The following is a 13,573-nucleotide window of genomic DNA, read 5'->3' on the forward strand; positions in this document are numbered from 1 at the left end:
CAACAATGGCGCATTGATCCGGCGGGGGAGTGCGGTTCTAGCCGTTCGGTGACGAGAGTGGACTGATGCCAGCACCGATGGGTGCGGCGATAGCAGCAGTTACCGCAATCGCTGCCCAGAAGGTCGGAGAGTTCAGCATCAGACCGCCGGCGAGGCCGCAGACCGCGACGACGGTGGCGCAACCACACAGGAGTACTGATCCCACAGCGGCGTGTGCCAGCTCGCGGGTATGACGTCCCTTCAGCCAGATCATCGTTCCGGTTGCGGTGAAGACCAGGGGAACGTAGAAGTAGACGGAACTGGAGCCGAGTTTCGAGGCAAAGGCGGCAACGATCAGCACAGCTCCGAAGGCCACCGGAACCGCGAGGGGCATTCCGCCGGACCATCGCTCGAACCTACTGCGCGTCGATGCCGTCATGAATCCACCGTAACGCGGTGTCATCTCCGCTTGTCGACGTGCACTTGAACGCGTGTCGCGACATCCGCGCCGCCCAGCGACCGTGCAACGAATGCTGCACGGGACTCGGCTTCGGCTGTGAACGCCACGACATCGAAATCAGCTGCAGCATAGACCGATACGGCGATCGTGGGCGTACCTCGGTCGTCGATCGCCGTTCCTCTGGCTCGTCGAACACCGTGAAATTCGGCCAACTCGGCGGCCACGCCGGATGCGATGGCGCTCAGATCCACGTGTGCCGAGAAGTGCGGTTCCTCGATGACACTTGCCGTTCCGGTCCGACGCGGGGAGAAGTTGCCGACCAGCAACAGCAGAGCCACCACGACGGCTACTGCCGCGACGATCGCCAGCATCGGGACCCACCAGCCCTGTTGCGGCAATTCGGCAATTCGGGCACGGTCGAAGCGAGACAACGACTCTCGCGCCCACTGAACGTCGTAGTGCCACGCAAGGGCGAAGCTCCCGCCGGCCAGTAGCGCGAGCCCGGCAAGGACGGCGAGAAGCCGGTCCACCCCGGCGACGAACGTCTTCATCAGGAAACCTTCGCCGGTTGCGCGACCGACTGCTGCAGTGTCAGGCGCCGTCCGCCGCCGGCAACGGACAGCACTGGCGCAAGGGCATCGCGCACAGCAGCTTCGACGGTGTCGACATCGAAAGCCGAATCTCGTGCTACCCGCACGACGATCTTCCTGCGCGTCACGACGGTATGCGCGTCCACGACTCCGCGGGTGGACTGCGCTGCTGCACTGCACAATCGGGCGATGTCGGTAGCTGTTGCCCACACGGTCGGTGCCGCGCCGCCCACCCCGGAATGAGTTCTCGTTCGTGGTTTGACGCCGATGAAGACGAGCAGCAGTCCGATGACGGCAGCAGCGATCGCGGCGGCAATCATCCATTGTTGCCAGTGCGCTCGGGCGACCCAGTCGATCGCGTCGGCGATCCACGGACTGCCGCCGAGGCTCCCGTTCGTGATGAGGAATTCTCGACCGGCGACGAACGCCACGGCCAGCAACATGAATCCGAACAACAGTGCCACCGGCATCGCGGCCGGACCTGCGGTGGGTGGACGAGGCGCGACGATGGGTGCCGCCAGTGAATCACCGGTGGAGACAGCGCGCGGGTCGAGGCTGGTCTCGGATACCAAGACGTTGACCCGATGCACGTGCAGGCCGGTCATCGTCGCTAGCGCGGCTTCGACGGCCTCGTGCACCGCCTCGGTGACCTCGGTGATCTGCGACGGCCATCGGACACCGATGTAGAGGTTGACGGCGATGGTGTCCTCGCCGAGGGTGACGTCGGCGCGGGGGAGTTCGCGCCCGGTCAGCCGCGAGAAGCCACCGGTGGTGCGGGTGACCCGTGAATCCTTCAGTGCCGCCGCGATAGCAGTCCGGGAGATGGCCCGGTCCTTGATCTCGAGACTGCCCCGCACATCGAGACTGCCGCGCATGTCGAGGTTGCCGCGCGAACCGGGATCGTCGCTGACCTCGTCGGATTCAGCCTGCGTCGTCACCGAGAATCCTTTGCGCCGGTCGCGGCTCGCTCTGGTGCGGCTCGCGCTCCACAACTGTAGTGACGACCAGCGACGGGTGCCGTCATGGGAGTAATAGTTCCTGGCATACTGCGACCGTGTCGGAAATTGTGCGGGTGACCGCGTCGGATATTGCCTCTGCGGAGGAGCTACTGGCCCCGGTGATGCGCCGGACCCCGGTGGTGGCGTCGCGGATTCTGTCGGATCTGACGGGCCACGAGGTGCGCCTCAAATGCGAGAACCTGCAGCGAACGGGGTCGTTCAAGCCGCGTGGAGCGTACAACCGCATCGCCAGGCTCGACGCCGACCAGCGCGCCCGCGGTGTGGTGGCGGCCAGCGCCGGCAACCACGCGCAGGGTGTCGCGTGGGCCGCGTCGCAAGTGGGGATCACCTCGACGGTCTTCATGCCGGTGGGCGTATCACTGCCGAAGCTGGTGGCCACCAAGGCATACGGCGCGACGGTACATCTGGTGGGTAACACCGTGGACGAGGCATTGAAGTCGGCGCGCGAATTCGCCGAGACGACCGGTGCCACCCTCATCCATCCGTTCGATCATCTCGACATCGTCGCCGGGCAGGCAACGCTCGGTACCGAGCTGCTGCAGCAGATGCCGGACGTCGGGACCATCGTGATCCCCACCGGTGGCGGGGGCCTGCTGGCCGGAGTCGCCGCAGCGGTGAAACTGACGAAGCCCGATGTCAGAATCGTAGGAGTGCAGGCCGAGGGCGCTGCCGCGTGGCCCGCGTCGCTGAAAGCGGGACACCCGATCGCCCTGACATCGATGTCGACGATGGCCGACGGTATCGCGATCGGCCTGCCCGGATCGGTGCCGTTCGATCATGTGCAGGGCTGGGTGGACGACGTCGTCACCGTCAGCGAGGACGCCCTCTCCCGTGCTCTGGTGCTGTGTATCGAGCGAGCCAAGCTCATCGTCGAACCGGCGGGCGCGGCTGCGGTGGCGGCGTTGATGACGCACTCGGCCGAGGAGCTCGGTTTGACCGGCTCGGTGTGCGCGATTCTCTCCGGCGGAAACATCGACCCGCTGCTGCTCACCCACGTCATCACTCATGGACTTCGCGCAGGTGGACGGTATCTTGCGGTCCGCGTGACGATTTCGGACAAGCCGGGTGGGCTGACCGGGGTCCTGGGCGTGGTGCGCGACGCGGGAGCCAGTGTGGTCGACGTCGTGCACTCCCGCACCGGTGGCCGGCTCGGCCTCGAGGAAGTCGATGTGATGTTGACCGTCGAGACCCGTGGACCCGATCACCGCGGCTCGGTGCTCGACGCTCTGGGCGCGGCGGGATATGCGGTGCAGGTCGAGAACTGAGGGCCCGGTTCACTCAGGTCGCACTGGTACCTTGATCAGCGACCTGAACCAGGACATCGGTGGGAGATATTTGCATGGCTCGGCTCGTCGCGATCGTTTCCGCCGTCCTGGGAATTCTGCTGACGATCGCGATACCTCTGTTGCCGATCGAACAACAGCAGTCGTCGTTGACCTGGCCGCAGAGCGAGACAGTCTCCAATGTCGAAGCCCCGCTCGTCGGATACACCCCGATCGGCGTCGACGCGACCATCCCGTGTGACGCCGCGAATCGGCTCCCGGGCGGTGGGCTGTTGCTGTCCACCTCGCCGAAGGGATCCCCCGACGCGTATCGCTACGGTCTCGTTGCGGAGATCACGGACGGGGACGCGCCGCAGCTGAAGGTGACGCTGCGAGATTCGGTTCTGCTGGAGAAGCCGGTCGCGGAACTGAACCCATCGACTGCGGGCGACTGCTCGCTCACCATTACCTCGAACGGTACTGCGACCACCGTCGGACTGACCGGCGAAGACCCCGTGACGCGTGACGGCGACGTCCGGCCGCAATTGGTCGGCGTCTTCAGTGATCTGCAGGGAAGCGTTCCCGGTCTGCAGTTGCAGGCCGAGCTGGACAGCCGCTTCTCCTCGACTCCGAGCGTGCTCAAGTGGTTCGCGATGATCGTCGGTGTGCTCGCCACCATCGTCTCGTTGGTGGCGCTGCACCGCCTGGACCTGTCCGACGGCCGCCGTGCCCGTCGGTTCCTTCCGCGTCGCTGGTGGACTTTCGGGTTGGCCGACGCGGTGGTGATCGGAACGCTGCTGGTGTGGCACGTCATCGGCGCGAACACCTCCGACGACGGCTATCAGCTCGGAATGGCCCGAACGGCCGATCATGCCGGGTACATGGCCAATTACTTCCGCTACTTCGGTGTGCCCGAGACTCCGTTCGGCACACCGTTGTACGACATGTTCACTCTTCTCTCCCACGTGTCGACCGCCAGTGTCTGGATGCGGTTGCCCACGCTGCTTTGCGCCGTCGTCGCGTGGCTCGTCATCAGTCGCGAGGTGATCCCGCGGTTCGGTGCCGCCGCTCGTGCGTCGAAGACTGCCCTGTGGACCGGCGGGCTCGTGATGCTCGCGTTCTGGCTGCCCTACAACAACGGCTTGCGCCCGGAGCCGTTCGTGGCGCTCGGTGTGCTGTTGACGTGGTGTTCGGTGGAGCGGTCGATCGCGACCCGAAGATTGCTGCCCGCAGCAGCGGCAATTCTGATCGCCGCACTGACCGTCACGTGTGCCCCGTCCGGCTTCATCTGCTTCGCGCCGCTGATCGCAGGAGCTCGACCGGTTCTGCAGATCGTCGTCGCCCGGGCCCGGCAGTTCAGCAGTACCGCACTCGGCGCGGCAACGTTGCTGACCCCGTTGGTGGCGTCGGGCACGGTGGTGTTGGTGTTCGCCTTCGGCAACCAAACCGTGGCCGGGATGCTCGAAATGCAGCGGGTACACAACGCGGCCGGACCCAGCCAGGCGTGGTTCGAGGAGTATCTGCGGTACCAGTGGCTGATGAACATCGACATCGACGGCTCGCTCGCGCGCCGCTTCGGAGTCTTCGTCATGATCGTCTCGCTGATCACGGTGGTGATCGCGATGCTGCGCAAGGGCGGCAAGATCCCGGGCACCGCAACCGGTCCCGCGCGTCGGATAGTCGGTATCACCGTCGGCGCAATGGCGTTGATGATGATCACCCCGACCAAGTGGACACACCACTTCGGAGTCTTCGCCGGGCTCGCGGCATCGGTCGCGGTTCTCGCAGCGGTGGCCACCGGTGCCGCGGTGCTTCGCTCGCGCCGCAACCGCCTGCTGTTCGCCGCTGCTGTGTCTTTCCTGCTGGCGGTCGCCTTCACCGGAACCAACGGCTACTGGTACGTCTCGGCCTGGGGAGTTCCGTTCTGGGACAAGCCGATTCTCGTCGCGGGCCTCGGTATCTCGACGATGTTCCTCGGGGCGACGCTGCTGCTCTTACTGGCGGCCGTGTGGTTCCATCTCCGTGCGCCGTACGTTCGCGTCGACAAGCCCTTGGCGCGGTGGTGGTCGGTGCCGCCCATCGCCGTCGCCGCCGCCCTGATGGTACTGCTGGCCGTGGCATCGATGGCCAAGGGTGCTGTGGCGCAATGGCCGTCGTACTCCGTCGCGAAGTCGAACCTCTCGGCGCTGACCGGGAACACGTGTGGACTCGCCAACGACGTACTGCTCGAGATGAACCCCAATGCCGATGTGCTGCAACCGGTCACCGGTGACGCCTTTGCCGCGCTCGGGGCCGAGAACGACGGCTTCACCTCGGACGGAGTCGCTCGCGATCTCACCGCAGACAAGGAGGCCTCGGCGTCGGGCACCTCGAACACCGTCGATACCGAGGAGCAGCAACAGCCGACGTCGACCACCGGGGCCGGAACCGGGGGCAGCGCACTGCCGTTCGGCCTGGACCCGGCGCAGGTGCCGGTACTCGGTTCGTTTGGATCCGACACTCCCGCGACGTTGACGACCGGCTGGTACACGCTGCCCGCAGATCCGGGAGACCTGATCACCATCGCCGCTGCCGGACGCATCCGCTCGGTGAACTCCGACGGCATCGTCACCTACGGCCAGAGCCTCGAGCTCGAGTACGGAGTCGACGGTCGCGCGCAGGGGCGGGTGACGCCCATCGACATCGGCCCGACGCCGTCGTGGCGCGACCTGCGCGTCCCGATGGACCAGATTCCCGCTGGTACCAACACGATTCGCCTGGTGCTCTCCGACAACGATCGCGATTCCGATCAGTGGCTTGCGGTCACCCCGCCGCGAGTGCCACGCACGCAGACCCTGAACGAGATCGTCGGCCGGGAGAATCCGGTGTTGCTCGACTGGGAAGTGGGTTTCAACTTTCCGTGCCAGCACCCGTTCGACCATCGGGTCGGTGTCGCCGAGGTGCCGCAGTACCGGGTGCTGCCGGACCGTAGCGGTGCCGTCATCACCAATGCGTGGCAGGACCACTACGGCGGCGGCCCGCTCGGATGGATCGACATCGTGTCCTCGGCCCGCACCATTCCGTCGTATCTGAAGGACGACTGGGACCGTGACTGGGGATCGATTGAGCAGTACACCCCGTACGACGAGACGGCGGAGCCGGCTCGGATAGACACCACCGAGGTCCAGCGTTCGGGCCTGTGGACGCCCGGTCCGATCAAGACCGATTAATCTCTACGCGTTCGGAAGTCCTTATACCGACAGTGGAAGAAACGGGGAGAGGGCCATGGCGAACGCTATAGAAGTAGAGAACCTGGTACTCCGGTACGGGAAGAACGTCGCTCTCGACGGGATCGACTTCACCGTTCCTGAGGGCACGGTGCTGGGTGTGCTCGGTCCCAACGGTGCCGGCAAGACGACGGCTGTCCGCATTCTCGCCACGCTGCTCAAAGCAACGTCGGGGTCGGCGACAATCTTCGGTCTCGATGTGCTGAAGCAGGCGAACGAGGTACGCGGCACGATCGGATTGACCGGCCAGTTCGCGGCCGTGGACGAGTACCTGACCGGATACGAGAACCTCGAGATGGTCGGCCGCCTGTTCGGTCTGCGCAAGGCCGAAGCGAAGAACCGCGCGGGCGAGCTACTCGAACGGTTCGACCTGGAGTACGCGCGTGATCGCACCGCGAAGCAGTACTCGGGCGGCATGCGTCGTCGACTCGACATCGCGGCCAGTCTGATCGGACGACCACGGGTGGTGTTCCTCGACGAACCCACCACCGGCCTCGATCCGCGCAGCCGAATCACCATGTGGGAGTTCATCGCAGACCTCGTGCGCGACGGTACGACCATTCTGTTGACCACGCAGTACCTCGAAGAAGCCGATCGGCTGGCGGATTCGATCATCGTGCTGAACAAGGGCAAGATCATCGCCCGCGGCACGGCAAACGAGCTCAAGGCCCAAACTGGCGGCGAGCGAGTCGAATTCGTGCTCACCGATCGCTCGCAGGCCGATCGTGCGAAGGAGATCCTGACCCCGATCGGCGTCGAGCCGCCCACCCTGGACGAGCAGGTGGGTCGGATCGTCATGCCGGTCAACGGTGGATCCAAGGATCTGTCCGCGGCGCTGAGCCAACTCGAAGCGGCGGGGATCGGGGTCGTCGACGTCGGTCTGCGACGGCCGAACCTCGACGATGTGTTCCTGAGTCTGACCGGCCAGTCCACCGGTGAGCCCGAAGCGGCGGAGGAAGAGAAATGAGCAACGTTCTCCTGGATTCCGCGATCATCACCAAGCGAAATCTGATCAAGCTCAAGCGAGTTCCCGATCTGCTGTTCTTCGCAGCGCTGTCACCGATCATGTTCGTTCTGCTGTTCGCGTACGTCTTCGGCAGTGCGATCGACGTCCCGGGAATCGACTACAAGAGTTTCCTGATGGGCGGCATCTTCGTACAGACGATGATCTTCGGGTCCTCACTGACCGGGTCCTCGCTCGCCGAGGATCTGCAGAAGGGCGTGATGGACCGGTTCCGGTCGTTGCCCATGGCGCGATCGGCAGTGGTCATCGGGCGCACCGCAGCAGACGTCGGCAACAACATCGTCACCATCACGATCATGTCGATCACCGGGCTCATCGTGGGCTGGCGGATCACATCGTCGTTCTTCGACGCCCTGCTGGGGTACGTATTGCTGCTGTTGTTCGCGTACTCGATCTCGTGGGTGATGGCCTTGGTGGGCCTGACCGTACGTTCGCCGGAGATATTCAACAACGCGTCGTTCATCGTGGTCTTCCCGTTGACGTTCATCGCCAACACCTTCGTGCCGATCGACAACTTCCCGAGCGTGCTCAAGACCATCGCGGAATGGAATCCGATCTCGTCGGTGACCTTGGCGGTACGTGAGCAATTCGGCAACACCAATCCGATGGCACCGCCGCCGGAGGTGTGGCCGCTGCAGAATCCGGTGCTCTACACCCTGATCTGGGTTGTGGTGATGCTCGTGGTGTTCGTGCCGCTGTCGGTACGCAAGTACCAGAAAACGATGACCTCCTGATGCGCACCGCGGCGGCGGGAGCATGCTTTCTGGCCGCCGCGGTAGCGATCGGGGGATGCAGTTCCGACCCAGCACAATCCGATTCAACACAGACCGATCCAGCACAGACCGAGCGATTCGACTACCAACTCGGTGCGGCGTACGACGCACCCGGCGGTCTCGACACCGTCGTACGTGATTCCACCGCGGAGCCGTTACCTGGCGCGCTGTCGATCTGCTACGTCAACGGCTTGCAGACTCAGCCCGGTGCCGAGTGGAACCCGGAACTGCTGCTACGCGACGCCGGCGGCGCGCCGGTGGTCGATCCGGAGTGGCCCGACGAGTACATCCTCGACCCGAGTACACCCGGGAAGCGCGCGGAGATCGACGCGGTGATCGGGCCGATCATCGACGGTTGCGCCGCACGGGGATTCGGCGCCGTCGAAATCGACAACCTCGACACCTGGACCCGCTTCCCGGAGTCGATCGACGAGGATTCGGTAGTCGCACTGGCACGCCTGTACGCAGACCGTGCTCACGCGTCGGGCATCGAGATCGCGCAGAAGAACACCCCGGACGGAGCGGTTCGGATGAGGGACGACGTCGGATTCGATTTCGCCGTCGCCGAGGAGTGCCTCGCCTACGACGAATGTGGCTCGTACACTTCGGCATACGGAGCTCGGGTGTACGACATCGAGTACACCGACAACCTCGCCGAGCCGTTCGATCGGTTGTGCGCCCGCGACGATCGGCCGGCCGTCACGATTCTGCGTGATCGCGGCCTGGTGTCTCCGTCCGATCCGGCATACGAGTACGAACAGTGCGGTGAGCAGGCTTATGTGTGGTACGGCTCCGCGCTCACGAGCGTGACCTTCATGGTCTTGCCGTTGGGCAGCGTGTACTCACGGGTATCGCCGACCTTGGCGTCGATGAGCGATCCGCCCAGCGGCGACGCGGGGGAGTACACCTCGAGCTTGTTGTCGCGAGCGCCCTCTTCGCGGGTGGCGATGAGGAATGTCTCGGTATCGGACTCGTCTCCGTCGTAGTAGACCTTGACTACAGAACCGGGCAGCGCGACACCGGACTGGGTGGGCGCTTCGCCGACCTTCGCGTTGTTGAGCAGTTCCTGAAGCTGGCGGATACGTGCTTCCTGCTGGCCCTGCTCCTCGCGCGCGGCGTGGTAGCCGCCGTTCTCCTTCAGATCGCCCTCTTCGCGACGCTCGTTGATTTCGGCGGCGATGATGGGGCGATTGGAAATGAGTTGGTCGAGTTCGTTCTTGAGCCTGTCGTGTGATTCCTGGGTCAACCAGGTCACCTGGGTCTCGGTCATCTCGATCACTCCCTCGTAGTCGGAACCTCGATATCGATTCCGGTTTCTCAACAGGTAGGCCACGCAACGAACAGGGGACTCCAATGGTTGGATCCCCTTGGTCGGCCCGCATCCTGGAGCCTTCGTCATCGTTCGCAGTTGAACCCTGCCCGCAATGCAGCAATACACGGCACCTGTTCGGCGGCCGTGTACGACCCGAGCTTACCACGAACAGGTAGTTCGCCTATCGACCTCGTAAATATTGGGGAACATCGAGGCTGCAGCCGTAGACGTCACCGACCGCAGGCGGGGACGACGTCTTCACCTCGGTGGTCAGCTCCACGGAGCCCGATGCAGACTGCGGGATGTAGATCTCGCGCCTGCCGGTCTCGGAACCGTCTCGCGAACGGGCGCGAACGATGCACACGGCCGGTTGCTCGGGATCCTGCCGGGTGACACTGAACCGGATGGACATCGTGGAGTCGTCGACGATGTCGAAGGAGAGCTGACTTCCTTCGATGGGTTTGACCGAGAACTTCGAGTAAGCGTAGTAGGCGACACCCAGCCCGACCAGCACGACCAGGGCAACCAGTGCGATTTTCGTCGCACGTTTCGGGGCCTTCCGAACTCCGCTGGGACCGGAACCCGTCGGGTACCTACCTGCGGGAAGTGCGTTGGTCATGGCCACTCTCGGGTCGATTCGGGGGGTGCCGCTGGGGGCCTGTCGGCATCAGATGGAACTATAGGGCAGGCAAGAATCAGGCGAATCCGAGGTGAGGAAGAACGTGTCCGGACTGCGGCTCATGGCAGTACATGCCCATCCCGACGACGAGTCGAGCAAAGGTGCTGCGACGACGGCTCGCTACGCGGCCGAAGGCCACGACGTACTGGTCGTCACTCTCACCGGCGGTGAGCGGGGCGACATCCTCAATCCCGCGATGGACATTCCGGGAGTGCACGATCGCATCCGCGAGGTTCGGCGCGAGGAGATGGCGGAAGCCGCGCGCATCCTCGGTGTGCAGCAGACCTGGCTCGGATTCGAGGATTCCGGGTTGCCCGAGGGCGATCCGCTTCCTCCGCTTCCCGACGGCTGTTTCGCGCTGGTCCCGTTGGAGGTGTCCACCGAGGCGCTGGTCAAGGTGGTTCGCGAGTTCAAGCCGCACGTCATCACCACCTACGACGAGCGTGGTGGGTACCCGCACCCCGACCACATCCGTTGCCACGAGGTCTCGATGGCAGCCTGGGAGGCCGCCGGCGATCCGGAACGTTTCCCCGATGCGGGCGAGCCCTGGACTCCGCTCAAGCTGTACTACTCGCACGGTTTCATTCGTAAGCGCATGCAGCTCTTCCACGACTGGTTCATCGACCGCGGTGAGGAGAGCCCGTTCGTCGATTGGTTGAAGCGATGGGACGGCCAGCGCGACGAGATCATCGGCCGGATCACCACCCAGGTTTCCGTCGGTGATTACTTCGATCAACGGGACGACGCACTCCGGGCGCACGCGACGCAGATCGATCCGAACGGGTCCTTCTTCGCGGTGCCGCTGGACGTCCAGCGCAAGTTGTGGCCCACCGAGGAATTCGAGTTGGCCCGCACCCGGGTCAAAACCTCCCTGCCCGAGACGGACTTGTTCGCCGGAATCGAAGAGACCGACAAGTGATCGTCTCGATTCTCGCCCAGCAGCCCACCGGTCCCGAGTTCGGGAAGTCCTCGCCGATCGGGTTGGTGATTCTTGTCGCGCTTTTGGTCGGGACCGCGCTGTTGATCTGGTCGATGAACAAGAAGATCAAGCGTTTGCCCGCCTCGTTCGAGAAGGACGATCCGACGCTGGATCAGGCTCTCGACGAGGGCACCGACCGCGGCGGAATCGACACCAGCCCACCGGACGCCGTCCGTCCGAAACCCGGCACCATCGACGAGGCCTGATGCTCGACGGCGGGAGTCTCGACGCCAATGCGTTGGGTGAATCCACCAGTCCGTATCTGCGTCAACACGCGGACAACCCGGTGCACTGGCAGCAGTGGGGTCCCCGAGCTCTGCAGTCCGCCCGCGACCGCGACGTTCCGATCCTGCTGTCGATCGGGTACTCCGCGTGCCATTGGTGCCACGTCATGGCCCACGAGTCGTTCGAGGACGAGGCCACTGCGGCGCTGATGAACGAGAATTTCGTGTGCATCAAGGTCGACCGTGAGGAAAGGCCCGATCTCGATTCGGTGTACATGAACGCCACCGTCGCGATGACCGGCCAGGGCGGGTGGCCGATGACCTGCTTCCTCACCCCCGAGACGGAACCGTTCTACTGCGGCACCTATTACCCGCCGAGTCCGCAGCAGGGCATGCCCTCGTTCGAGCAGCTGCTCACCGCGATTGCCGACACGTGGTCGACGCGCAGGCAGGACGTGTTCGATGCCTCCGCCGCGATCGTGACGGAACTGCGCAAGCAGAGCGCCGGGATTCCGGCAGGCGGACCGCCGATCGACGCCGATTCTCTGGCCGTGTCCGTCGCAGCGGTCTGTGCCGACGAGGACACCACCTTCGGCGGCTTCGGCCAGGCCCCGAAGTTTCCACCGGGCGCACTGCTCGAAGGTCTGCTGCGCCACTACGAGCGCACCGGTAACGGTGAGGTTCTCGACGTCGTTCGGCGGACCGCATCGGCGATGGGGCGGGGAGGTATCTACGACCAACTCGGCGGCGGGTTCGCGCGCTACTCCGTCGACGCCGAGTGGATCGTCCCGCATTTCGAGAAGATGCTCTACGACAACGCCCTGCTGCTCCGGTTCTACGCGCATGTAGCCCGGATCCACGACGATCCCCTTCTTCGTCGGGTGGCGTCGGACACTGCGGAGTTCATGCTTCGTGAATTACGCACGGCCAATGGCTGTTTCGCGTCGGCGCTCGATGCCGATACCGAGGGCGTGGAGGGCCTGACCTACGCCTGGACGCCGGAGCAATTGATCGAAACCCTCGGCTTCGAGGACGGCGTGTGGGCTGCCGGATTGTTCGCGGTGAACTCGGCAGGCACATTCGAGGCCGGCATGTCGGTGTTGCAGCTCCCCGCCGAACCGGAGGACTACGACCGTTTCGATCGGGTGCGTAGTGCTCTGTCGGACGCTCGCGCCACTCGGCCGCAGCCCGGTCGCGACGACAAGGTGGTCACCGCGTGGAACGGGCTGGACATCACCGCGCTCGTCGAGGCGGGGATCGGATTGGACCGGTCCACCTGGGTCGACGCGGCCGTCGAATGCGGCGAGCAGCTCTTCGCGACGCATGTCGAATCGGGGCGTGTGCGCCGCGCATCTCTCGGTAGCGCGGTCGGGGACGCCACCGGCGTGCTCGAGGACTACGCGTGTCTCGCCGTTGCCGCCGCAGCACTGTTCCAAGCCACCGGAGGCTCGGTGTGGACAGAGCGTGCGACCTCGCTTCTCGATGCAGCGATCGAGCACTTCGCCGATCCCGACGACGCAGGCAGTTGGTTCGATACCGCCGATGACGCCGAGACGCTCGTGACCCGGCCACGAGATCCCATCGACGGGGCCACCCCGTCGGGAGCATCGACGATGGCAGAGGCGTTGCTCACAGTTGCTGCTCTGGTCGATCACACGTCCTCGGCTCGCTACGGCGAACTGGCGGCGGCGTCGCTGGCGCGGGCAGCGTTGATACTCGAGCGCGCTCCGAGGTCCGGCGGGCACTGGCTGGCGGTCGCAGAAGCATCCGTACGCGGCCCGATCCAGATCGCGGTGTCGACCGCGCCGGGAGGCTCCCTGGTGGCCGCCGCCCGAAGGTTGGCACCCGGGGGTTCGATCGTCGTTGTGGGCGAGACCGATTCGTCCGTTCTACTGAATGACCGTCCGCCCGTCGACGGACTCGAGACGGCGTACGTGTGTCGTGGCTTCGTCTGCGACCGTCCTGTGACCGAAGCCGAACAATTGTCGCTCGCACTGCAGAGATGA

At 64.8% G+C, this 13,573-nt stretch carries 12 protein-coding genes and 1 pseudogene; 8 read left to right on the forward strand and 5 right to left on the reverse strand.

From position 1 onward, the window contains the following. Positions 1-37: 37 nt before the first annotated feature. The 3 genes from ACFI9K_RS14155 to ACFI9K_RS14165 are packed head-to-tail and all read right to left on the reverse strand — an operon-like array spanning position 38 to position 1,967. A complete protein-coding gene (locus tag ACFI9K_RS14155; RefSeq protein ID WP_462664090.1) occupies positions 38-418 on the reverse strand; it encodes a hypothetical protein in 381 nt (126 codons plus the stop codon). 20 nt (positions 419-438) lie between these two features. Beyond that, entirely contained in the window at positions 439-990 is a 552-nt protein-coding gene (locus ACFI9K_RS14160) for a hypothetical protein (RefSeq protein ID WP_462664091.1), read from the reverse strand. Next, entirely contained in the window at positions 990-1,967 is a 978-nt protein-coding gene (locus ACFI9K_RS14165; RefSeq protein ID WP_462664092.1) for an Asp23/Gls24 family envelope stress response protein, read from the reverse strand. The genes ACFI9K_RS14160 and ACFI9K_RS14165 overlap by 1 nt, the downstream gene beginning before the upstream one ends. Before the next feature lie 182 nt (positions 1,968-2,149). Here ACFI9K_RS14165 and ilvA point away from each other — a divergent pair, with 182 nt between their 5' ends. The 5 genes and pseudogenes from ilvA to ACFI9K_RS14190 all read left to right on the forward strand — a co-directional run. Next, a complete protein-coding gene (ilvA, locus tag ACFI9K_RS14170; RefSeq protein WP_462664270.1) occupies positions 2,150-3,313 on the forward strand; it encodes a threonine ammonia-lyase in 1,164 nt (387 codons plus the stop codon). Positions 3,314-3,387: 74 nt separating this feature from the next. Further along, the gene (locus ACFI9K_RS14175; protein WP_462664093.1) at positions 3,388-6,519 is read left to right on the forward strand and encodes an arabinosyltransferase domain-containing protein; all 3,132 of its coding nucleotides are present in this window, start codon (positions 3,388-3,390) and stop codon (positions 6,517-6,519) included. A 55-nt stretch (positions 6,520-6,574) separates the two neighbouring features. Next, positions 6,575-7,543, forward strand: a complete 969-nt coding sequence (locus tag ACFI9K_RS14180; protein WP_462664094.1) for an ATP-binding cassette domain-containing protein — start codon at positions 6,575-6,577, stop codon at positions 7,541-7,543. Next, a complete protein-coding gene (locus ACFI9K_RS14185; RefSeq protein ID WP_222093716.1) occupies positions 7,540-8,334 on the forward strand; it encodes an ABC transporter permease in 795 nt (264 codons plus the stop codon). The genes ACFI9K_RS14180 and ACFI9K_RS14185 overlap by 4 nt, the downstream gene beginning before the upstream one ends. Then, positions 8,334-9,086 (forward strand): annotated as a pseudogene (locus ACFI9K_RS14190) (endo alpha-1,4 polygalactosaminidase); the annotation flags it as partial. The gene ACFI9K_RS14185 and the pseudogene ACFI9K_RS14190, both read left to right, overlap by 1 nt. Before the next feature lie 62 nt (positions 9,087-9,148). Here ACFI9K_RS14190 and greA read toward each other — a convergent pair. Both greA and ACFI9K_RS14200 read right to left on the reverse strand, forming a co-directional pair. Next, the gene (gene greA, locus ACFI9K_RS14195; protein WP_222093714.1) at positions 9,149-9,643 is read right to left on the reverse strand and encodes a transcription elongation factor GreA; all 495 of its coding nucleotides are present in this window, start codon (positions 9,641-9,643) and stop codon (positions 9,149-9,151) included. Between the two features lie 223 nt (positions 9,644-9,866). Continuing rightward, entirely contained in the window at positions 9,867-10,304 is a 438-nt protein-coding gene (locus ACFI9K_RS14200; RefSeq protein WP_462664095.1) for a DUF4307 domain-containing protein, read from the reverse strand. Between the two features lie 103 nt (positions 10,305-10,407). Here ACFI9K_RS14200 and mca point away from each other — a divergent pair, with 103 nt between their 5' ends. Genes mca through ACFI9K_RS14215 form a run of 3 tightly spaced genes read left to right on the forward strand, consistent with a single transcriptional unit; the run spans position 10,408 to position 13,573 of the window. After that, entirely contained in the window at positions 10,408-11,283 is an 876-nt protein-coding gene (mca, locus tag ACFI9K_RS14205) for a mycothiol conjugate amidase Mca (protein WP_462664271.1), read from the forward strand. Then, positions 11,280-11,549: a hypothetical protein gene (locus ACFI9K_RS14210; protein ID WP_462664096.1), complete on the forward strand. Its 270-nt coding sequence runs from the start codon at positions 11,280-11,282 to the stop codon at positions 11,547-11,549. The genes mca and ACFI9K_RS14210 overlap by 4 nt, the downstream gene beginning before the upstream one ends. Beyond that, positions 11,549-13,573, forward strand: coding sequence for a thioredoxin domain-containing protein (locus ACFI9K_RS14215; protein WP_462664097.1), 2,025 nt, complete (start codon positions 11,549-11,551; stop codon positions 13,571-13,573). Before ACFI9K_RS14210 ends, ACFI9K_RS14215 begins: the two co-directional genes overlap by 1 nt.

The organism is Rhodococcus sp. PSi06 (assembly GCF_054960675.1).